Annotated in this window: 25 protein-coding genes and 2 pseudogenes; 4 read left to right on the forward strand and 23 right to left on the reverse strand. The window is 39.6% G+C overall.

The window, feature by feature from the left end; genetic code table 11:
* The first annotated feature begins 94 nt into the window (after positions 1–94).
* Complete coding sequence (locus tag ABS301_RS18665; protein WP_349673648.1) at positions 95–1,213, forward strand: glycoside hydrolase family 5 protein; 1,119 nt, start codon at positions 95–97, stop codon at positions 1,211–1,213.
* 86 nt (positions 1,214–1,299) lie between these two features.
* Here ABS301_RS18665 and ABS301_RS18670 read toward each other — a convergent pair whose 3' ends face one another.
* The 3 genes and pseudogenes from ABS301_RS18670 to ABS301_RS18680 all read right to left on the reverse strand — a co-directional run bounded on the left by ABS301_RS18670 (position 1,300) and on the right by ABS301_RS18680 (position 3,151).
* The gene (locus ABS301_RS18670; protein WP_349673649.1) at positions 1,300–1,659 is read right to left on the reverse strand and encodes a heavy-metal-associated domain-containing protein; all 360 of its coding nucleotides are present in this window, start codon (positions 1,657–1,659) and stop codon (positions 1,300–1,302) included.
* 119 nt (positions 1,660–1,778) lie between these two features.
* A pseudogene (locus ABS301_RS18675) lies at positions 1,779–1,970 on the reverse strand (polysaccharide deacetylase family protein); the annotation flags it as partial.
* A gap of 419 nt (positions 1,971–2,389) precedes the next feature.
* Positions 2,390–3,151, reverse strand: coding sequence for an MBL fold metallo-hydrolase (locus tag ABS301_RS18680; RefSeq protein WP_349673650.1), 762 nt, complete (start codon positions 3,149–3,151; stop codon positions 2,390–2,392).
* A gap of 206 nt (positions 3,152–3,357) precedes the next feature.
* On the opposite strand from ABS301_RS18680, the gene ABS301_RS18685 reads away from it, so the two are divergent.
* From ABS301_RS18685 to ABS301_RS18695, 3 genes are all read left to right on the forward strand, one after another.
* Positions 3,358–3,690 carry a PadR family transcriptional regulator gene (locus tag ABS301_RS18685; protein ID WP_349673651.1) on the forward strand — a complete coding sequence of 111 codons (333 nt, stop codon included), beginning with the start codon at positions 3,358–3,360 and terminating at the stop codon, positions 3,688–3,690.
* Positions 3,674–5,206 carry a permease prefix domain 1-containing protein gene (locus ABS301_RS18690; protein ID WP_349673652.1) on the forward strand — a complete coding sequence of 511 codons (1,533 nt, stop codon included), beginning with the start codon at positions 3,674–3,676 and terminating at the stop codon, positions 5,204–5,206. Before ABS301_RS18685 ends, ABS301_RS18690 begins: the two co-directional genes overlap by 17 nt.
* Before the next feature lie 128 nt (positions 5,207–5,334).
* The gene (locus ABS301_RS18695; protein WP_349673653.1) at positions 5,335–6,246 is read left to right on the forward strand and encodes a hypothetical protein; all 912 of its coding nucleotides are present in this window, start codon (positions 5,335–5,337) and stop codon (positions 6,244–6,246) included.
* A gap of 105 nt (positions 6,247–6,351) precedes the next feature.
* Here the strand turns inward: ABS301_RS18695 and ABS301_RS18700 are convergent, their stop codons facing one another.
* The 20 genes and pseudogenes from ABS301_RS18700 to ABS301_RS18795 all read right to left on the reverse strand — a co-directional run bounded on the left by ABS301_RS18700 (position 6,352) and on the right by ABS301_RS18795 (position 19,777).
* Entirely contained in the window at positions 6,352–6,846 is a 495-nt protein-coding gene (locus ABS301_RS18700) for a pyridoxamine 5'-phosphate oxidase family protein (RefSeq protein WP_349673654.1), read from the reverse strand.
* Between the two features lie 43 nt (positions 6,847–6,889).
* Complete coding sequence (gene pta, locus ABS301_RS18705; RefSeq protein ID WP_349673655.1) at positions 6,890–7,861, reverse strand: phosphate acetyltransferase; 972 nt, start codon at positions 7,859–7,861, stop codon at positions 6,890–6,892.
* 198 nt (positions 7,862–8,059) lie between these two features.
* Positions 8,060–9,784, reverse strand: coding sequence for a methyl-accepting chemotaxis protein (locus ABS301_RS18710; protein ID WP_349673656.1), 1,725 nt, complete (start codon positions 9,782–9,784; stop codon positions 8,060–8,062).
* 216 nt (positions 9,785–10,000) lie between these two features.
* Positions 10,001–10,492, reverse strand: coding sequence for a YcxB family protein (locus tag ABS301_RS18715; RefSeq protein WP_349673657.1), 492 nt, complete (start codon positions 10,490–10,492; stop codon positions 10,001–10,003).
* Between the two features lies 1 nt (position 10,493).
* Positions 10,494–11,228 carry an aminoglycoside phosphotransferase family protein gene (locus tag ABS301_RS18720; protein ID WP_349673658.1) on the reverse strand — a complete coding sequence of 245 codons (735 nt, stop codon included), beginning with the start codon at positions 11,226–11,228 and terminating at the stop codon, positions 10,494–10,496.
* Between the two features lie 50 nt (positions 11,229–11,278).
* Positions 11,279–12,196 carry a GNAT family N-acetyltransferase gene (locus tag ABS301_RS18725; protein ID WP_349673659.1) on the reverse strand — a complete coding sequence of 306 codons (918 nt, stop codon included), beginning with the start codon at positions 12,194–12,196 and terminating at the stop codon, positions 11,279–11,281.
* Positions 12,162–12,620, reverse strand: coding sequence for a VOC family protein (locus ABS301_RS18730; protein ID WP_349673660.1), 459 nt, complete (start codon positions 12,618–12,620; stop codon positions 12,162–12,164). The genes ABS301_RS18725 and ABS301_RS18730 overlap by 35 nt, the downstream gene beginning before the upstream one ends.
* A 46-nt stretch (positions 12,621–12,666) precedes the next feature.
* Positions 12,667–13,557 carry a S66 peptidase family protein gene (locus ABS301_RS18735; protein WP_349673661.1) on the reverse strand — a complete coding sequence of 297 codons (891 nt, stop codon included), beginning with the start codon at positions 13,555–13,557 and terminating at the stop codon, positions 12,667–12,669.
* Positions 13,558–13,605: 48 nt separating this feature from the next.
* Positions 13,606–14,073 (reverse strand): hypothetical protein, encoded by a 468-nt coding sequence (locus ABS301_RS18740; RefSeq protein WP_349673662.1) that lies wholly within the window; start codon positions 14,071–14,073, stop codon positions 13,606–13,608.
* 50 nt (positions 14,074–14,123) lie between these two features.
* Positions 14,124–14,354, reverse strand: coding sequence for a hypothetical protein (locus ABS301_RS18745; RefSeq protein WP_349673663.1), 231 nt, complete (start codon positions 14,352–14,354; stop codon positions 14,124–14,126).
* A 9-nt stretch (positions 14,355–14,363) separates the two neighbouring features.
* Entirely contained in the window at positions 14,364–14,864 is a 501-nt protein-coding gene (locus tag ABS301_RS18750; RefSeq protein ID WP_349673664.1) for a GNAT family N-acetyltransferase, read from the reverse strand.
* 38 nt (positions 14,865–14,902) lie between these two features.
* On the reverse strand, positions 14,903–15,580 hold the full coding sequence (locus ABS301_RS18755; RefSeq protein ID WP_349673665.1) for an HD domain-containing protein: 678 nt from the start codon (positions 15,578–15,580) through the stop codon (positions 14,903–14,905).
* 14 nt (positions 15,581–15,594) lie between these two features.
* A complete protein-coding gene (locus tag ABS301_RS18760; RefSeq protein ID WP_349673666.1) occupies positions 15,595–16,140 on the reverse strand; it encodes a dTDP-4-dehydrorhamnose 3,5-epimerase family protein in 546 nt (181 codons plus the stop codon).
* Positions 16,141–16,210: 70 nt separating this feature from the next.
* Positions 16,211–16,798 (reverse strand): NAD(P)H-dependent oxidoreductase, encoded by a 588-nt coding sequence (locus tag ABS301_RS18765; protein WP_349673667.1) that lies wholly within the window; start codon positions 16,796–16,798, stop codon positions 16,211–16,213.
* A 58-nt stretch (positions 16,799–16,856) separates the two neighbouring features.
* Positions 16,857–17,059, reverse strand: a pseudogene (locus ABS301_RS18770) (DUF3781 domain-containing protein).
* Between the two features lie 3 nt (positions 17,060–17,062).
* Entirely contained in the window at positions 17,063–17,587 is a 525-nt protein-coding gene (locus ABS301_RS18775; protein ID WP_349673668.1) for a GNAT family N-acetyltransferase, read from the reverse strand.
* A 19-nt stretch (positions 17,588–17,606) separates the two neighbouring features.
* Positions 17,607–18,104 carry a DsbA family oxidoreductase gene (locus tag ABS301_RS18780; protein ID WP_349673669.1) on the reverse strand — a complete coding sequence of 166 codons (498 nt, stop codon included), beginning with the start codon at positions 18,102–18,104 and terminating at the stop codon, positions 17,607–17,609.
* 20 nt (positions 18,105–18,124) lie between these two features.
* Positions 18,125–18,574, reverse strand: a complete 450-nt coding sequence (locus ABS301_RS18785; protein ID WP_349673670.1) for a GNAT family N-acetyltransferase — start codon at positions 18,572–18,574, stop codon at positions 18,125–18,127.
* 36 nt (positions 18,575–18,610) lie between these two features.
* Positions 18,611–19,378 (reverse strand): GNAT family N-acetyltransferase, encoded by a 768-nt coding sequence (locus ABS301_RS18790; protein WP_349673671.1) that lies wholly within the window; start codon positions 19,376–19,378, stop codon positions 18,611–18,613.
* Positions 19,379–19,387: 9 nt separating this feature from the next.
* Positions 19,388–19,777, reverse strand: a complete 390-nt coding sequence (locus tag ABS301_RS18795; RefSeq protein WP_349673672.1) for a hypothetical protein — start codon at positions 19,775–19,777, stop codon at positions 19,388–19,390.
* Between the last annotated feature and the right edge of the window lie 13 nt (positions 19,778–19,790).

Consider the following 19,790-nt stretch of genomic DNA (forward strand, 5'->3'; position numbering starts at 1 on the left):
TCTGTATATTTATTGCATCTAATTTCATTTTAAACGGTCGCAAAATGTGTTACTCTCCAATTGTAGTAAAAAATAATTTCTTATAGGAGGGTATATGAGTACAAAAAACAGTAAATCAACAAGTACTATGTCTGAAGAGACAGGCCTTATGAATGAGACCACCGTACAAAAAGCAAGCGGTCCTTCTTCCATCCGTAATATCTCTTCCCGGGAACTGGTCAGGGAAATCCGTATCGGCTGGAATTTAGGAAATACCCTGGATGCAACAGACGGTTACGGCCTTTCTTCCGAAACGTCCTGGGGCAATCCAAAAACGAATAAAGCCATGATTGATAAAATAAGGGCAGGCGGCTTTAATACCTTAAGAGTTCCAACTACCTGGGAAAAGCACCTTGGACCTGCGCCAAACTACACCATCGATCCTGCATGGCTTAACAGAGTTGTGGAGGTTGTGGATTATGGCATCCAAAACAAAATGTTCGTTATTTTAAACCTTCATCATGAGGAATGGCATTTTCCTTCCTACGCAAATGAAGCTGCTGCCACCAGAATTCTTACAAAGGTTTGGGCACAGATTGCGGAAAGATTTAAAAATTATGATGAGCATCTGATCTTTGAAGGTCTCAACGAACCACGGCAAAAAGGTACGTCGGACGAATGGAACGGAGGAAACAGAGAAGGTCAGGAAGTCGTAAACCGTTTCAATGCAGCTTTTATAAGGACCATTCGCAGTTCCGGCGGCAACAACCCTTTCAGACATCTGATGATACCGCCTTATGCCGCTACCTCTTCCACAAATGCCTGGGATAACTTTGTTATACCAAACGATAACAAAATCATTATCTCCATACACGCTTATACTCCTTATGACTTTGCCCTGAACATTTCCGGAACTCGGGAGTGGCGCCCTGATAACCAGGCAGATACCGGAGCCATAACCTATCTGATGGACAGTATTGAACGCTATTTCACTTCCAAAGGTTATCCGGTTATCATTGGTGAATTTGGTGCAATGAATAAAAATAATTTAAAACAGCGTGCCGATTGGGCATATTACTATGTAAAATCAGCCAGAGCGAAGGGGATCCCCTGCATCTGGTGGGATAATGGTGCCGTAAGTGGTGACGGGGAGCTCTTTGGTCTGCTGGACAGAACAAATTGCAGCTTTTATTACCCTGATATTGTAAATGCCATGATGGAAGGGATTCAATAAATCAGACTGACTAAAGGAGCGATTGCTCCATAGGTGATTTATCACTTATGGAGCAATCGCTCCTCTCCCGTTTAAATGAATTCTGATTAAACGAACCGCCCCGGAATATAACCAGCCTTTTTTACAATATCTCTCATCTCTTCGTCTGTTACTCTTTCTTTCATATAAACAACAACCTGTTTTCTTTCTAAATCTGCAGCAGCATAGAACCCATCAACACTGTTAAATGCATTCTCCACCTTTTTTCTGCAGTTGGCACAGGTCATTCCATCTACCTGGAGAGTCGCAGAATAAGGATAATTGGATTTATTCGTGTCTGCAGCCTTCACTTTCTTTACTACTTCACTGCTGCTGCCGCAACAGCCCTGTTTTGTCCTTTTAATGGAACTTTTCAATCCGAAATAACAAATCACGATTAAAACCGCACAAATGACAGCTGTTGACATGGTAACTCCTCCTTTGTTATGTAATGGACATTTCTGTTCTAAGTATATTATATAACGAAAACACCGGTATGGAAGAGGTTTTAATGATACTATTTTTCACTATCCATGGTAAAGCATGATTAATCAATGGATAATTCATCCGCTGTAACAAAGGTATAACCCTGTTTGGTTAATACATCGATTGCCTCCAGCGCAGCTTCCACTGAGGTTGGGAACACATCGTGTAGTAGAATGATATCCCCTGGTTCCACATGTTTTACGATGTGACGGACAATCTTTTTCGTGTTCTGGGTTTTCCAGTCCAGTGTATCCTCATTCGATTTACCTGGAAAATCGATCTATTCTGCATCCACCCATGTTCCATATCTGAGTATCAGCCTGTTTGATTGTCCGATTATCCAGCTGATAATAACAAAAATAACAAGCCAGGGTAAAAATGTACTTCCTAAAAACCGGACATCAAACGATTCCGCTGCCTTATAGGCAAAGAACACGCTAAAAAAATCTATTAAAATATAGAGAAGTTTCCACGGAAGACTGAGTTTGATTCTGCACCCGCATTTACCACAAGGCAGATTACGAAAGAATGGTTGTGGTATTCTGAAAGAATAGCCTGCAATATACTGATGTTTGCATGATGCGGTTTCATTATTTCCCAGCCTTACATTACCTCACTATTTATTATTTTCATATCTCATTACTATTTTGTAATATTTATACTTAACTTATATCATAGCCATACAGCCCAATCTCCATAATCGTAGGTACCGCTGCCATGATGTAGCCTGCCCTCCGCTTTCAGCTGAGAAAATGCATCTCTCATACGGCTTACTATTTCCGGCTGAATATCCAGGTTATGATGTGCCGGAAATATCTTTTTTACTGGCAGTGCTGCTATTTTTTCAAGTGATGCCAGATATGCCTGAGGATCGGTGGAAGGATAGTAAGCAAACAGCGTGTCCTTATAAACCAGGTCACCGGTAAATAAATATCCCCGATCCGCTTCCCAAAAGCAAATATGCCCCGGAGAATGTCCCGGTGTATGTAACACAGTGATCTTCCGCCCTCCCAGGTCGATGGTATCACCATCTTTCAATACCCGTGTTGGCACACCCTGAAAAAACTGGTAGGTATTTACCTGATACCCTTCCGGTAAATCACACCGGTCTGTGACCATATCCCGAATTGTCTCCATTGACAGGGGAAAACCGCCAGTCAGCCAGTTAAGTTCCGCCTCATGGGCATAAAAATCCGGATAGTACTGGTGCCCGCCAATATGATCCCAGTGGATATGTGTTGCCACTGCAGTGATCCGTTTGTCTGTCAGTTTCTTTACTTCTTCTGAAATATCGCAGATACCAAGTCCGGTATCAATGAGCAAACACCGTTCGTTTCCTTCAAGCAAATAGCAGTGCGTTTCCTCCCAATGGCGGTATTCACTGACAATGTGTGTATCTGCATCAATTTGTTCCAGTGTAAACCATTTCTCCATCACAATTACTCCTTTACTCCAGTCTTTGAATAGTATTTTTATCCTTTAAACTAATTATAAGTAGAATACCACCATACTTACATGCTATCAATCTTTAATTCTCAATACTCTTGACATACCTTGGTATTCTAGGTACAATATTAATATACTTAGATAATCTATGTATTAAATCAACAACCGTGACGAAAAAGAAAGGAGACCATTCTATGGATAAACGGTATATGGCCCTGGGAACCTCCATGCTGGTTCTAAAACTTTTAAAAAATCAAAGCATGTACGGATATCAGATAATACGTGAACTGGAACAACAGAGCCGTGATGTCTTTAAACTTCAGGAAGGCACACTCTATCCAATCCTGCACACTCTGGAACAGCAGGGAGCCGTTACCAGTTATCAGCAAACGGCAGACAATGGGCGGAGGCGCAAATATTACGCAATCACCACTCACGGTCAGAAATTACTGAACGAGAAATTGAAAGAGTGGGAGGTCTATCAGACCGCCATCAATCAGGTAATTGGAGGTGTTCTGTTTGAATAAAAAAACTCCAGAATCACCAGTATCACAATTTTTAAATGAAGTAACTGACCAGATTTCCTATGAGCCGCTGCGCCCTTCCATACGCCAGGAGCTGGAAGATCATATGAATGACCGTATGGAGGATTACAAAGCGAATGGACTTTCCCATTCTGACGCAGAGGAGCAGGCGCTTCGCGACATGGGAGATGCGGTAACGATTGGTGCGGAGCTGAATGAAGCCCATAAGATACAAAAGGCCCCACAGCTTACTTTAATCAGCGCCCTTCTTTTACTCACAGGCTTTATTTTTACCAGCTTTATGTCATGGAGGCCACTTTTTATGGCAAACAGCCTCCTCTACTACATTGCTGGTGTCACAATCCTTATATTCACTGTGCTGAAAGGTTATCCTTTCCTGATCAGATACAGAAAAACAATTGCATTGTTTACAGGCTTTCTTTATCTGGTTCAAATACTGCTCTTTATTATGACGCGTGTTAATGGACGCTTGTATGGAATACCCAGCACTGCCTATTTTGCCACAATACTGTTTGTCCCCGTAATTACAGTTCTTTTATATTGCTCCCGTCAAAGTAAAAAGAAATTCCTGACTATAGCTGTGTTCTGTACCACTGTATGGATGCTTCTCATGTATGCAGCCAGACCATTTCTTGGGGATACTGCAGAGATTATTTTTCTTCTGAGTACACTGGGAACCCTTTGCTTCATGATTCACCGCGGTATACTTACTGGCCCCAAAAAATATCTTTATCCGGTCGCACTGGCATTTATAGTATCTATTGGAAGCCCCCTTTTCCTCTCAGAATCCGGCAGGTATAACATGGATACATTTCTATCTCCCCAATCCTCTGTGGACAGCACTTGGGACGATACTTACAATGGTGTTCTCATACAGGAACTGCTTTCAAAAACGCCTCTTACTCACGGTCTGAAACTATCGCCAGCGGAAATGATGGATTATGGAACAGGTGCATGGTATTTTACTTCCCGTAATCCAGGTAACATTGGAATTGATGCAACCGGCATTAAAACACCGGAACAGCAAGCGGAATTCGATAAAAAGGTGGAAGCACTCCGCCATCAGAAATATTTACCCAGGTATATTCATTACCAGGTGGAGGATGTGACTCTCTGGGATATCCTGCCTCAGCACTACTATAATAATTATATGATAGCGGTATTTATCTTTCTCTTTGGCTGGATTCCTGGACTTGTGCTAATCGGAGCAATCGGACTTTTTTATCTGTTGCTTTTATCGTATTCCTTCCGAATCAATGGAAAGCTGGCGTCCGCATTGGCGTTTAGCTGCAGCCAGTGCCTCCTGTGGCAGGGAATATTATACCTCTTGGGAAACTTTGGTCATCAATATGCCTCTTTCCCCAATCTGCCACTTATTTCAGAAGGGCAGTTAAGTATGCTTTGTAATACGATTCTTCTTGGTCTGATATTTTCGGCTTACCGGCATGACCATGTAATGGAAGAACCCGTAAATTATAGACCAATTACCTCTGGCTGAAACTATATAGCCAGGATCCAACCATATGAGAAAGCCTCAAAACCGGAAATAACATTAATAAATCCTTCCTTTGAGCCGAAATAAGATATAGTGAATAAAATTATAAATGACTAAAGAGGAAAATGACTATGAAAAAAAACAGGATACTATTATTTTCGCTTGTAATTGCTTTGGGGCTTCCCTTAACCGTATCTGCTAAAATTGAGCATGGTATTAGAAAAGGACATTCTAAACTTCAAACTGACGGTACCTACAAATTGTATCAGACATATCGCAAAGAAGACGGTAACATGGCGAGAAATGAATGGCTACAGGTGGGAGATGATAATAACTCCGTGGGTGTATCTTATTTTCAGTATTATGGCAATGATGAGAATATTTTATCTAACACTACTACTCCTGACGGATCCTTAGTAAATTATGATGGTTCCTGGTACAAAAACTGTCCATCTGCCGCAATCACGGAAACAGAGGGCAGCCGAATTGAACACAATAGTGCAATTTTTTTTCCATTTTCTTATGATGGAAGTGTTATGAGAAACGATTATTTAGGCTTTACAATGAATTATGATGAAACAGACTATCAAAAAGGTATCGAATTGGGTATGAGAAATTATACTTGCGCAAGCGATTATGCGGTATGCTGGATTTCCTTACCAGATGGTACTAAAGCAGATGTAAGAATCATCCCATTTGACCTGAGTACAGATGACGCTATCAAAGCCAATATTGAAAATGATCAAACGAATAGTTGGGCAAATATTTCGTATGACGAAAAGGTAATAGGGGGGCAATTATTTAAAGGGTATCGTTTATATTCGAAAGAGACCTACTATGATGACGAGGTGAATAAACCAAATTTATCCTCTTCCCTGATTACGCAATCCATTACGAAGATTACCAATCCAGTAATTACTTCAAGAGTATACAGGCCAATACCTGGTGGAGCAAGCCTGGGAATCGAATTTACCATAAAATCTCCTGAAGCAGAAGCCCAGCTTATGAATTGGCTTAATTCACGCATAACCATAACAAAGTAAAATTTAATAAAGAGATTTTTCTTTCATTGCTGCAAATGCCCGGAATTCCCCGCTTTGGGGTAACTTCCGGGCATGCTTATTGCAATCAATACATACTTTATACAATTATTCTTTACTCTTTGCTTTCTTTAATCCAGCAGCTTCTTTCCCGCTCATATGTTCAATTTCAAGTTCAATCATACAGACACCCATCAGTCCCTTATCCACTGCCTGAGAACGCTGGGTTTCATCAATATCAGGGGAGTATCTTGCTGTTAAAATTTCAAGCGCTCTTTTTTTCTCCTCTCCCTCCATAATGCGTGCTTTGCCGAATGCTATAACACTGCGAAAATAGGAAGTATACTCTTCCTGCACAATCTCATCCTGATCAATGACGCAAAAAGAGACTTTTTCATTCCTCATGATTCCATCTAATTTATGACCTGTTTTGGCTCCATGAAAGTAAATCTTATTATTATGGTAAATATAACTCAGGGGCACTGCATAAGGGTAATCATCATCACCTGACACAGCAAGCACGCCTGATGTTGCCCGATTTAAGACCTGAACGCATTCCTCTGACGACATTACCTGATTTTTACGCCGCATTTCTCTAAACATGTAAAACTCCTTTCACGAGAACCGTTTAATCTCTGTTTGTCAGTTATATAAGAGCTGCCGTAATAATGGACATTTTATAAACTTCGTCTGCATTACAGCCTCTGGAAAGATCATTAATTGGCGCATTTAATCCCTGCAGGATTGGTCCGAACGCTTCAAATCCGCCTAAACGCTGTGCAATTTTATAACCAATATTGCCGGCATTGATGTCCGGGAAAATAAAAACATTGGCCTTTCCTGCAACTGCGGATTCCGGAGCTTTTGTTTTTGCCACAACAGGGGAAAATGCCGCATCAAACTGCAGTTCTCCGTCTGCCGGGAAATCCACATTCATTGCTTTTAATTTCTCTGCTGCTTTCCTCACCTTATCAACCGACTCTCCCTTTCCGGAGCCCAGTGTGCTATAGGAAAGCAGAGCAACTCTTGGATCAATGGAAAACCGTCTGGCTGTCCGGGCTGTTTCACAAGCGATCTCTGCCAGTTCTTCCTCATTGGGATCCAGGTTAATCGCACAGTCTCCCATTGCATACATTTCATTTTCTTCCTTCGTCTCTCTGTACAGAATAAAACAGCTGGAAACGATTTTGCTGCCCGGTCTGGTTTTAATCAGCTGAAGAGCCGGTCTCACTGTATCTGCAGTAGAATAAGTAGCTCCTCCTAAAAGGCAGTCGGCTTTTCCCATCTTAACCAGCATGGTACCAAAATAGTTGGCCTTTTTCAGGGCTTCCCGGCAAGCAGCTTCGTCCATCTTGCCTTTTCTTAATTCTGTCATTTTTGATACCATTTCATCCAATCCGTTATAATTCTGAGGATCGATTTTCTCAATTTCATCCACCGGCCAGTTACACGCAATGGCAGCATTCTGAATCTCAATCGGATTTCCCAAAAGTATTGGAGTAAGAATTCCTTCGTGGTGCAGACGATTGGCTGCTTCTAATATTCTTGGATCAGTGCCCTCTGTAAAAACGATCCGCCTTTTTTGCATTTTCAGTGCGGCAATCATTGGTTCAAACATGATTCCTACCTCCGTATCTTATTTTTATGCAGTTTTTCCATAATTCTATTTTATATTACTTGATTAATAAAAACATTATAGCTTAAGCAGTAAAATATAACAACAGAACCTGTGTCTAAAAATCAATACAGCCCGGACCATAAAATAACAGTCCGGGCTTCTATTACTGTTTTTTCATAATTTGGAAATCAGAGGATATCATACATCCGCCAGCTTAAATTTACCCACCTCACTGTATAACAGAGCCGCCTGCCCGGACAGTTCCTCACTGGATGCGGCGCTTTCCTCCGCAGTAGCAGCATTGGTCTGTACAACAGATGAGATCTGTTCAATTCCCTGGTTGATCTGCGAAATAGATATAGCCTGTTCCGAGGATGCCTCTTTAATTTTAAGTATAATCTCATTAATTTGAGACGCTTTTAAGGAAACCCGTTCCAGAGCAGCTGCCGTGTTTTCTGCCAGTTTGGAACCATCCGATACAGCTTTTATAGAATCTTCAATAAGAGAAGAGGTTTGTTGCGCTGCTGTGGCCGATTTGGTAGCCAGGTTTCGCACCTCATCTGCAACCACTGCGAAGCCTTTTCCTGCAGAGCCTGCTCTGGCTGCCTCCACAGCAGCATTTAATGCGAGAATATTAGTCTGGAATGCAATATCATTAATGACTGCAATAATCTTATTAATTTCTCCGGAGGAATTACCGATGTCTTCCATGGACCCCAGCATCTGCTTCATGGAAGCATTGCTTTCCTTAATATCCATAACTGTTTCTCCGATATAATCGGCAGCCTCTGCCACACTGGCAGCATTCTTATGTACCAGTTGGGATACATCTGCTATGGAAGCAGATAATTCTTCTACAGAACTTGCCTGCTCTGTTGTGCTTTGAGCCAGTGACTGTGCTGTATCAGAAATCTGTCTGGAGCTGGAATCTACATGTCTGGAGGAATCCGCAATCGTAGTCAGGGTCTTATTAAGAGAGGAAGAAATTCGAAGCAGGGAATTCCTGATAGAGGAAAACCTGCCTGTATATTCCTGGCTCAGCGTAATTCTCATATCTCCTCCGGCCATAATATCCAGAACTTGCGTAATCTCATTAATATAGGAATTATATTCATTCAGCTGCCGGAGTGTTTGTCCGGTTGCAACACACAGCTGCCCCAGCTCATCTTTGGTTATCCTTCTCTCATCTAACTCGAGAGATAATTCCCCCTGGGCAATCCGCTTGCTGATTCCAGTAATGTACTGGATATTTGTCTTTAAATAACGGATGGTTTGAATGGAAAAGAGAGCAATGATAAAAATTACTGCTGCTATGCCGGCAACCGATGTCTGTATACTATGGGTTACGCTGCTTTCAATTTCAGCAGAACGGGTTTTGGCATAATCCTCAAGCAGTTCTGTCATCAGATTAATATTTTCCCTTGCTTTGGCGAAGCTGGACTGGGACATTACCATATCTCCCGTTCCGTTTTTTATGTCATATGCATTCAGCCATGTTTGAAAATCTGTCTGAAATGCTGTATTTAACTGCTCTAAGGTAACATTTGCAGTGGAATGGGGAAATTTCCGGTAAAGTGTTTCGTTGGATTTTACATTATCAAGTGCGGAGGTAACACGATCCTGAACCTGTTTGATATTTTCTTCATAATCGGCAATTAGTTTGTTTTTGTCTTCCTCTGTTAATTTATTCATGTTTAAATACAACTCTTTTTGAGCAATGGCCGCCTGATAAAAATCACGGTCTGCATTTAAAATTTCAGCGGTACTGACAAAAACTTCATCGTATAAAGCCGTTTTTGAATCTTCCATAATCTGGTTCGATCGATAGATAAAAAACACCAGCAATAATATGAGTGCGAAGATCGCGGGAAAAATAATCAGCCATAATTTGTTTGCAACTTTTAGATTTTTAATGATGTTCATAGCTTTTACCTCCACAATATTAGTCAGCTGGTACTTCTTCAGCTCTTGTGGATAATATCGACAAAAATGTGGGTCGAATAAGCCTCTAATTCTTAATATTCACTATATTTTTGATCATTAATTAACAATTACATTTTTATTCATAAATATTTCAATTATTATACATTGTAACAACAATGCAATACCTATATTACATATGTTCCAGCATTGCTTTGGTCAAGCTGTTTTCGCCCTGATAAACTCCTTAAATGCATTAAAATCACCTACTGTGAAACCAGCCGGATCTAAGATGATTCCGCTGCTTTTTGCAAACATTAAGACATAGGAATGTTTTAGTTCATATATTTTAAGAATCTGATTATATTCCATTGTCATTGAAAAAGTCCCTTGGTTAATTTTTATATTATCTCCAAACTGTATTACTGCTTCAGGATCTTTTCCATTAAGCAGCCGCTTATTGCTTTCTTTCAGTTGCCTTATGGTGAAAGGGGGCGTAATCAGAATTGTAAAAATAAGGATAAACAGACAAACTCCAAAAACTGTAACGAGAATGTAATCCTTCTTCATCATTGTAATTCCTGCCATGATAAACGCAATGGGAGCAAATACTGCTCCCATGAAATAAATTCTTTTACACAATACCTTATGTACATATTCTGATAACATTTTATCATCCGTATCGTATCTGTTTTCAAATAGAATATTCATTTTATGGCACCTCTCTTCCCGCCGCCTCCTGCTCCTTCGGACATTCACCCATTCGTGCAACAGAGATGGCATACAGATAATCTTTTATATCATCTTTCGTTAAATTCATTTGTTCCAGATAAAACCGGGACAGTGTCTCTTTGATAGTTCTTATCTCCTCCGGATTATCTGCACCGGCTGGTATCGGTGTGTATTCAATTAAATATACGGTTCTGGCAATATCATAGAGCCGGTTTCCCCTGCAGATATTCATAAAATCTATGACAGATATGCTGCCCAGGGACAGCATTAGATTACCTGGGTGGAAATCACCATGACACAGCGTTGTACCATCCTCCAGCTGTTCAGCCAGATGAAGGGCTTTTAGCCGTTCTTCCTTTGTTATGCAAGCTTTCTTAATCTGATGAATCAAGAAATCCTTATAATCCGGCACATTTCTGATATGGTGTTTTAATATGGCCTCATGGGCTTTTGCCATAAGAATTGCACATTCCTGCAGATTGCCGGTTCTTAAGGTCCAGTCAAGGAGGGATTCCCCCGTTACCTCATCATAAACAATACCATTTTTCCCTTCATATGTAATAAATTCATATGCTTTGGGTTTTGGAAAATCCATATCATTAACAGCCATGGCATTTTCATATTCCCGTATTGCATCCTGATAAGGATATCCCTCACGAAAAAGCTTTACTACTCTTCCGTTTTCCCACTCATATACAGTTGCAGTGTTGCCCACACCAACTATTTCCCCTGGATTTATTGATCCTCTCCTGTTTTTCTTCTTTTTTATCGTAATTCCAGTTTCATCTCATACTGATTTACTGTATTGTAAAAACCAGTAGCTGTAATAAACTGAAGCATTGCATCCCCACGGGTATCAATGTTCAGTATCTTTATTTGATTTGAGCTGGTTTGATTTATTAAATCTGTCAGTATGATGCTGCCGATGCCCTTGTTTCTCCAATTCTTATCCACAGCAATCTGAGGAATTTCACCAGTTGATTTATCAATTATTCCGTAACCAACAATACAATTATTTATTCGTACAGCCGAGATATCAAAGTTCTCCCGCGCCGCCTCTATCGATTGTATGGAATTTTGCCAGGAAGGCTGGTAATCCCAGAACTTAACAAACAATTCCCAATCCGGATCCATAACCTGTTCTGCCTGCTGTAACAAATCAGTTCTGTTTTTTCCCCAATCCATCTGGCAGCATAAAAATTCTCGTTCAACTGTGAATCCATTTTTAATGTAAATATTTGCAGCAGAGGTATTGGCTGTCAGAACTTCCAGGACATATTGTTCTACTCCTGATTTACCAAAGTTCTGTCTTGCTGTCTGGAGCATATGATTGGTGATTCCCTGCTTTCTAAACTGCGGTATAACTCCGGTTCCCACATCGTATGCAGTTGCTTTTCCATTCCACGTTCTGCATCCATTTAGGATAAATCCTACCAGGCTGTCTTCTTCAAAAGCCCCTACCGATACATTGGGATCAAATCCTCTCCGCTTCAGCATTTTTTCAAATTGAGAAAAAGTCATATTCATAGGAACCTGGTAATCGGAAAAAGCTTTTAAAAATGACTGGTATATTTCTTCTCTTCCCATGTGAATTAGCGATTCATAATGCAGCATAACTGCTTTCACTCCCCTCTGCCGAAAAATAGAGTCAGTCCCTTTTCTGCCTCCAACTCTGCAGCTCAATGATATTACCTTCCGGATCTCTGGCATAAACAAAGACAGCTTCCGTATCGTTAGGATAATCTGCAGTTACCAGTTCTCCCACCTGGCTTCCTCCGGCACGTATCATTAATTCCAGGGTCGTTTCCACATCATCTACCTCAAATGCAATATGGGCAAAACCAGGGCGATTTACTTCACCTATCACGGACTCTCTGACTGCATCATAGGAAAATATCTCCAGCGTAGGGTGATCCTCTCCATATCCCGGCAACAACAGATGTTCTCCAGTAATATGAGCATTATGTAAACCTGTTAACTTATCCAGCCACTGCCCTTTTAAATCCCGCTCCTCGCCAATACTTTTGCAGTGGAACACTTCTTTGTAAAATATAATCAGTTTATCAGGGTCACTCGCAATAATATTTGTATGTACGTAACGAAACATTGTTTTCATTTCCTTTCATTTCTAACATTCGCTGACGGATAATCATTTAATTTATAAATTCCAGCGTTTTCTTACAAGTATTCATTCTGGCCTGAATCCCGATTGGCAGTATCCCATGATTTTTGCCATGTCCAAAGTCATCACAGTACATGACCGGTATTCCATTTTTCTTTCCAAAACGAGTCAGAATATCTGTCAGCTCTTCATTCATTTTTTCAGAGTAATGTCCAAAAAGCAGACCCGTCACATGCTCAATTATCTCACCCTGCTCAATCTGCGCTAAATGAGCACTGATTTTTGAAGGTTCATTGAAAGCTTCGTAATTTTCAAGAAATACAATATAATCTTTTTTATTATCTAAAGAGAAATACTTATTTCCGGTTAAACAGGCAAAACGTGTGGTATAGCCTCCAATGAGAGTCCCCTCACATACCCCTTCATTGATAGCTGACCATTCACTGTTTTTCTCAAATACGAATGGAGTTTCACCTGTAAAATGTGCCTGAAACTGTTTCAAATCATAATGACTTAAATTTTGGAACACACCAGGAAACTGTCCATAATAAACCGTTAAACCGGTCTGGGCATAAACCGCATTTAAGATTGTAGTCCCATTGCTGTAGCTGCAGATAATCTTTGGGTTATCTTTTACCGCCTGAAAATTAATAGCTGGAAGGAATTCATTCCCCACATTGCCTCCGCCAAACAGGATCATTTTAACTTCGGGATCCAAAACCATGTTGTTAAAATCATCCGCTCTTTCCTGCTCACTTGCAGCATAACCATATGTATTTTTATATAAATTATTTCCTTCTTTTACCTGATATCCAAGTTTTCTGATACCAGCAAGAAATGGCACATAACGTTCCCTTTCTGCCGTATGACAGGGAGAAATAATACCTATGGTGTCTCCTTTTTCTAATCTGGATGGATTCATTTTGTATGTCCTTTACTAAATGAAATCAGCAGTTACTTTTTAAAAATATTAAAACCTGGATTTTTCATAGTTATAAGGGATACTGGTACCTACAACCACATCCTCAATCTTATCAATAATCAGCCAGTCATCCATATTTCCCTGATGGTCAAAGGTCAGCGGTGGTTCGATCTGACAGACTTCGTCAAATTCAACCAGGCACAAACATTTTTTATGCCAACGCTCTTTCTGCTTATCTGTCAGACTGAGCTTGTCCTGATTCTCCTCTAATATTTTTGTTATTTCCTCATCTGCCAGCTTTACATAATTCTGAACAGATTTTACAACGGCATGTGCAGAGATTTCACCGGTTCCTTTCTCCATAAAATAAACTATTTCATCTTCAAATACTCTGCTATGAGGGATTTTACGTCCAGCTGCCCCTCTTACCACCATTGTCTTTGTACCGGATATTATTTTATCTAAGACACGTTCTCCTTTTTTGCCCTGATTCTCGCAGTAAACCAGATGTACCATGAATCTTCCCCCTTTTTTCATTATGGATTTATAATACTTCAATTTTCCAGCTATGCTCCAGTATCCTGGTGAACGGGTAATATCATCTCCATTCCAGCGCCCCTGTTGTCACTTGGCCGGATACGAAACCCCTGTTCCTGATCTCTAACGGTTATGGTAATTAGTGAATTCTTTAATGCAGTCTCAATCTGCTGCTTTGGTAATATACTCCATCCCACAGATGCTCTAAGCCTCTGATAATCTTTCACGGTCAAATCATCTTCCTTCATTTCCAGTTCCATAAATACTCCTTACCCGAAGTCTTTTGTCATTTTATAACATAATAATATCATGTCATTTTCTTCCACTTCAAAAGTTTCTGATTTTTTGAAACCATGATTTATGTAAAATTTGATTGCCCGATCATTGGATGATAATACCTCCAGTGTGCAGCGTATACATTTTTGACGCACCATCTCATCTTCAATTTCCTGATAGAACAAATGGCCAACACCAATGCCGATATATTGGGGTAAAAGATAAAATGCATGCCATTGGGCATAGGTTTTGCCATCGACCATAGCAGTTCCAAACACAGTACTGCCGATAATGTTTCCATTATATTCTGCAATGAGGCAGGTGTCCCCATTTTGAATACTCTCCAGCAGAATAGGCTCCCAGTGATCTGCTTTCAGTGTAGATAAAAATTCATGATTCATTAAACCTTCATATGCGGACACGTAACTCAGCATGATTTGTTCACTGACTTTCTTTATATCAGCCTGTGTTGGGATTCGATACGTAATTACCATTTCAGCCTCCAGCATAAATTTTTTTATTAAGACACCGTTTATTTTATTATCTTAAAAAATTCATCCATTCCATATGTATAACAGGTTCGAGCCTCATTCAGCAAATTGTTATAAAAAGTAGCTGCAGATGCCCTTCGCTCATTGCCGATTTCAGTCGCCCTTTTAGTATGAAATTCATCATATATTTTTTCCAGCTTGTATTTATATTCGTGTAAAAAAGATGGCTGTGTATCATTAGATCCATCTAAAACAGTTCCATCGTCACCCAATGAATAAAGGGGCTCAGATGCAATTCCTAAATACAATAATGTTCGGGCAATTCCAAGCGTACCTGTTGCATCTAATTTATCAGAATCATACAGGATCTTTGCCTCAATACTCTCTGGAGAATTACCGCCTCTGTAACTGTGAGACAAAATGCAGTCTGATACATGGCGGGCGGATTCTTTTGTCCAATTATTATCGAGTAAAAAAGTGTATGCCTTTTTGCTGCCTGCCACTTCGTGCCTGATCCGGGAGTCATCAAACTGATCCTGCCGCCCTATATCATGGAGAAGACAAGCAGCGATCAGCACATCAATATTTACATCTTCTTCATATTTGGCAATCTCCAAAGCTAAATAGAGTACACGATAAATATGATCCCTATCATGAGCACAATCTTTCATACAGACCAGCATAAATTCCTCTATCTTCTTAAATTCTTCTTTGTTCAATATTCACTCCTCCATTATAGATTCAAATCACTCTCCGCTAACATCGAGGCACTTCTGTCATGAGGTGCCAGTATGGGATTGTCTATGGGATATTTGATTCCAATATCAGGATCGTTATATGCAATCTGGCGAGAAAACCGCTGATCAAAAGGTTCATCAAAACGCATTACATTCATCGTGCCATCTTCAAGAGACAAAAAGACATGACCAAACCCTTTTGGAATATAGATCTGCTTTTTATTTTCAGCACTTAATTCCACTCCAACCCACTGTAAATACGTAGGAGAGGCCTTTCGTAAATCAATTGCATAATCAATACCTCTGCCTTTGATACAATACAAAAGTTTTGTCTGGGGTTTGGGATTATTCTGAAAATGGATGCCATAGAGTGTACCTGCTTTTTCTGAAAAATACACCCGCTCCTCTATGTAATCGAAATTTATTTCTGACTGCTCCAGCTGGCCTTTGTTATAAATGCAGTATGAATACCCTCTGTTATCAGACTTCGAATCATATTCAATAATTTTAACTTCCTTCAGTTTTGTACTTTCAATCTTCATATAATAACCATCCCCCGGGATTTTACCGTTTAATACAAATTGCATGCTTTTAAAATGTAACTTAATTTGGTCAGAAATTTAAGCCTGCCTGATACGCATTTAACAGATGTTCGGCTATTCGCAGGTTTCGTTGCTCCTCATCCCAATGGGTGGTGCCATCAAATATAATCAGTTCCTTTTCAAGAGCTCTGTTTCTGATTCGATCACCCAGCATTACAATTCTCATTGCATTGGATTCACCGGTTTCTTCCAGTGATTCCATCGTTTTTCCTGCAGATACCATAAATAATGCCTTTTTAAGTATTTTCATCTGTGGATTTGGATTATATGCAAATCCGCTTGTCCATACCCGGTCAAACCACCCTACTAATTTTGCAGGAGCCTCCGTCCAAAAAACAGGATAAATGAATACGATTGCATCAGATTGCTGAATTTTACGTTGTTCTTCCATTACGTCGTCAGCTACCGGAGTTTCAGTACTATAGTAGGCCTCTCTTTCATATTCATCTTCTGACATTACCTCATTAAAATTCATCTCATACAGATCAGAAACAATAAATTTGTGATTTGCATCGTTTAGACCTTTTAAAAACTCCTGTTTCATATCATGAGTAAAGCTTTTTTTACTTGGATGGCAATACACAACAAACACTTGCATCGTTTTAACCCCCGTTCTGGTTAAGAGAACTTTTCCCATCGTTTTGGACATATGCTTTTTATTTCTTTTTATGAGCAGTAATGACGGTAAAACTATATGCGTTAATAGTTAAAATGCAGCCGTCAACAGCCACATACCAGTTCTTTCCTTTTCTATCTATGCTTTCTTAACTTTATTTTTACACCATGAAATTAAATCCGGAGTGTCCAGACTCAAATTCTTTTTAATTCTGATAGTACCTAATTCTGTTGCTTCCTCCAGTAATTATAAATATAAATCCATAAGAATCTCGTCGTAATATTTACCGTCAATTTTAAAGAAATTTTTATGCCTGCCAACCTCATGAAAGCCTATTTTTTTATATAAATTAATAGCATTTATATTATCGTTTTTCACGCCTAAATGCAGTATCTCTGTCTGCCCATTTCTTTTAGCAAACGAAATCATTGCTTCCATTAAGTACGTCCCTATACCGAAACCCCAGTATTTCTTTTTAACTGAAATAGAGAGTTCCGCCTGATGAGAGATTCTTTCTTTCGGTGAAGTCATTATACTGCCTACGCAGACAATTTCATCTTCGATTTTTCCAACTAACAGAGCAGAAACATCAGACTCCAGTAGGTTTTCTATAAAAATCTCTTCCGCTTCTGTCGTTATTTGAAAACCATTTGCTCCAAATAATAAATTATCACTTTCTCCACCTATAAGATTAAGAAATTCCACCATCCCAGCTGCATCCCCTTTGGCAGCCTTATTAATTTGTAATATCATATCATTTTTCAGTCTCATTACGCGTCCCCTGTCCTACTCAAATATTCAATAAATGCCGGATCTGCTCCTTGGTAACCCCCACATTTTCAACTGCATCCAATTTTATATCTCCCATCCTGTACGCAGGGACTGCCCATACACCGGAATGTTCAAACGCGAGTTCATTGGATTCTTTCAGTTTCTCAAGGTAGGTTCCCTGTTCTAATGAAGAATTAAATTTAGCAACATCAACCAGATCACTGACGTAATCGCCAAGAACATCAATGTCTTCAATATTAACATGATCTTGGAAAACCGCCTGATACATACGGTCATGGTATTCTATAATATCAACTCCATGTTCCAGTGCATAAAAATAACCCTGTATGCACAGATCGCTATGGGGACCGAACCGTTCTGGTCTTGGATGAGATTCACAAGGATGCCAGACTATGGTCTGATCCGGGTACTCCGGCATAAGTTCCTTTAGATAGTTATGCGCTCTCAGGCAATACGGACAGATATAATCGAAAAAGATGTGTAATTCATTTTTCATTGTAAATCACCTCACTAATCTTAATAATTTAGCAAACTAAATCGATAGATACATTTTTCCGTTTCTCCGATTTTTCTCATATCATTATCCTCTGGTATCTCCACAATCTCTTCTAATGTTCCACCAGCGTATTCACAGGTTTTCCTTGAAGCATGGTTATCGGGATTGCAGGTGATAATAAGATAATCCATCTTATGTTTTTTCGCTAACTGAAACAGTAACAAACAGGCTTTCCCCGCATAATGGTGACCCCTGTATTTCTCATCTATATGATACCCGATATTGCCGCCATAATATGCATTTTTGTTATATCCAATTCGTAAATCGCAACCGCCTACCTCATCTCCATGCATATCACAGATTGTAAAATGATAGGCCGGAAGCCATTGCTTACGGATATTACCAGCCGTCTTTTTGTCCAGCTTAAGGTAAATATCTTCACCCTTTAAAAACTCCATATTTATAACCATACGTTACCTCTCTATATATCTGTTTTTATTAATTTCCTATTCATTCATTTCAGCAATATAACTGTCCTCTCTTGCCGTGATCTGTACCCATGCCGGCCGAAACCCACTTTTTATGGCGTTTCGGGCAGATTTCAGGTTTGACCATGCGCAGCAATAAAATGGAACAATTCCTTTTCCCAATATTTCTAAAGCAAGTCTGCTTGTAAGACTGGAAGCAATTCCCTGTCTTCTATATTCCGGCATTACATCTATACCGATCTGCCACATGGTATCACAATCGGCAGATGCTCCCGCAAGTCCGATCAGTTTCCCGTTATCAAATGCTCCTACAGCCAGACTATCAAGTTCTTTCCGCTTTTCGCATAAAGCATTGCTCCATTCCGGCAGATAGTATTCTGCAAAATGCCCAGGTTCCATAACCTTAGTATCATATTGACAGGGTAACGGTTTTAATACTTCCATATCGGGTAAAAAATACTCTGCCATAAAACAGACATTCAGATGATAAGGCTTTAATCTTTCCATTAATCTATGTAGATTCGGTGTTTCAAAACAGTGCTCAACCTGATATTTTGTTATGTACCACTCCACTTCCTTTATTAACTCTTCGGAAGAAGACGCAACTATGTTGTTTCCATAAGAAGTTAAATCACAGAAAAAAGGGAGCTTTAAATATTTTCTGGCCCTGGGATTCTTTACAGAACGTACAACCTTATTTTCATTACTCTTAAAATCCTCTATACAGCAATTACTATCTATCGCAGATTGCTGCATAGCGATTTCCATGACTTCTTTATTATTCATAATACTCCTTCAAGATTTCCCGACCAGCCACTCTTTTGCTTTCTCCAGATCATCCATACAAACCATTAGAAAATTAGTATCTGCACTTCTTTTTTTTACATATCGTTTCAATTTCATCGTCAGACCTATAAACACAACCTTACGCAGCTGCCGCTTTAAACTGGAAAATTCATTTATTATCTGATCCAGAATTTCACCATCAATATCTGATTCATTCACAACCACGGCTATAAATGAACTGGAAGACGGCTTTTGAATTTGTAATAAATCCTCCATGAATTTCTGTTTCAATAATTCTGTCTGATCACAAAGGGAATCCAAGTGCTCACACCATATTTCTCCACCATTATAAGACAGAGAAAACGATTTTTTCTTTAATCCAAGTTTATATTTTTCCATTATTTGTTCACCC

The organism is Lacrimispora sp., from assembly GCF_031982545.1.
Classification (GTDB): Bacteria; Bacillota; Clostridia; order Lachnospirales; family Lachnospiraceae; genus Lacrimispora.

What these genes read in the sequence shown, in the direction of transcription:
- ABS301_RS18775 (WP_349673668.1), bottom strand. Translation starts at nt 17,587, where the DNA reads ATGAGACTGAAAAATGATATGATATTACAAATTAATAAGGCTGCCAAA.
- ABS301_RS18685 (WP_349673651.1), top strand. Translation starts at nt 3,358, where the DNA reads ATGGATAAACGGTATATGGCCCTGGGAACCTCCATGCTGGTTCTAAAA.
- ABS301_RS18765 (WP_349673667.1), bottom strand. Translation starts at nt 16,798, where the DNA reads ATGCAAGTGTTTGTTGTGTATTGCCATCCAAGTAAAAAAAGCTTTACT.
- ABS301_RS18750 (WP_349673664.1), bottom strand. Translation starts at nt 14,864, where the DNA reads ATGGTAATTACGTATCGAATCCCAACACAGGCTGATATAAAGAAAGTC.
- ABS301_RS18700 (WP_349673654.1), bottom strand. Translation starts at nt 6,846, where the DNA reads ATGTTTAGAGAAATGCGGCGTAAAAATCAGGTAATGTCGTCAGAGGAA.
- ABS301_RS18790 (WP_349673671.1), bottom strand. Translation starts at nt 19,378, where the DNA reads ATGAATAATAAAGAAGTCATGGAAATCGCTATGCAGCAATCTGCGATA.
- ABS301_RS18680 (WP_349673650.1), bottom strand. Translation starts at nt 3,151, where the DNA reads ATGGAGAAATGGTTTACACTGGAACAAATTGATGCAGATACACACATT.
- ABS301_RS18785 (WP_349673670.1), bottom strand. Translation starts at nt 18,574, where the DNA reads ATGGTTATAAATATGGAGTTTTTAAAGGGTGAAGATATTTACCTTAAG.
- ABS301_RS18665 (WP_349673648.1), top strand. Translation starts at nt 95, where the DNA reads ATGAGTACAAAAAACAGTAAATCAACAAGTACTATGTCTGAAGAGACA.
- ABS301_RS18735 (WP_349673661.1), bottom strand. Translation starts at nt 13,557, where the DNA reads ATGAATCCATCCAGATTAGAAAAAGGAGACACCATAGGTATTATTTCT.
- ABS301_RS18780 (WP_349673669.1), bottom strand. Translation starts at nt 18,104, where the DNA reads ATGAAAAATGAATTACACATCTTTTTCGATTATATCTGTCCGTATTGC.
- ABS301_RS18745 (WP_349673663.1), bottom strand. Translation starts at nt 14,354, where the DNA reads ATGGAACTGGAAATGAAGGAAGATGATTTGACCGTGAAAGATTATCAG.
- ABS301_RS18760 (WP_349673666.1), bottom strand. Translation starts at nt 16,140, where the DNA reads ATGAAGATTGAAAGTACAAAACTGAAGGAAGTTAAAATTATTGAATAT.
- pta (WP_349673655.1), bottom strand. Translation starts at nt 7,861, where the DNA reads ATGTTTGAACCAATGATTGCCGCACTGAAAATGCAAAAAAGGCGGATC.
- ABS301_RS18710 (WP_349673656.1), bottom strand. Translation starts at nt 9,784, where the DNA reads ATGAACATCATTAAAAATCTAAAAGTTGCAAACAAATTATGGCTGATT.
- ABS301_RS18715 (WP_349673657.1), bottom strand. Translation starts at nt 10,492, where the DNA reads ATGAATATTCTATTTGAAAACAGATACGATACGGATGATAAAATGTTA.
- ABS301_RS18730 (WP_349673660.1), bottom strand. Translation starts at nt 12,620, where the DNA reads ATGTTTCGTTACGTACATACAAATATTATTGCGAGTGACCCTGATAAA.
- ABS301_RS18670 (WP_349673649.1), bottom strand. Translation starts at nt 1,659, where the DNA reads ATGTCAACAGCTGTCATTTGTGCGGTTTTAATCGTGATTTGTTATTTC.
- ABS301_RS18795 (WP_349673672.1), bottom strand. Translation starts at nt 19,777, where the DNA reads ATGGAAAAATATAAACTTGGATTAAAGAAAAAATCGTTTTCTCTGTCT.
- ABS301_RS18695 (WP_349673653.1), top strand. Translation starts at nt 5,335, where the DNA reads ATGAAAAAAAACAGGATACTATTATTTTCGCTTGTAATTGCTTTGGGG.
- ABS301_RS18740 (WP_349673662.1), bottom strand. Translation starts at nt 14,073, where the DNA reads ATGGTACATCTGGTTTACTGCGAGAATCAGGGCAAAAAAGGAGAACGT.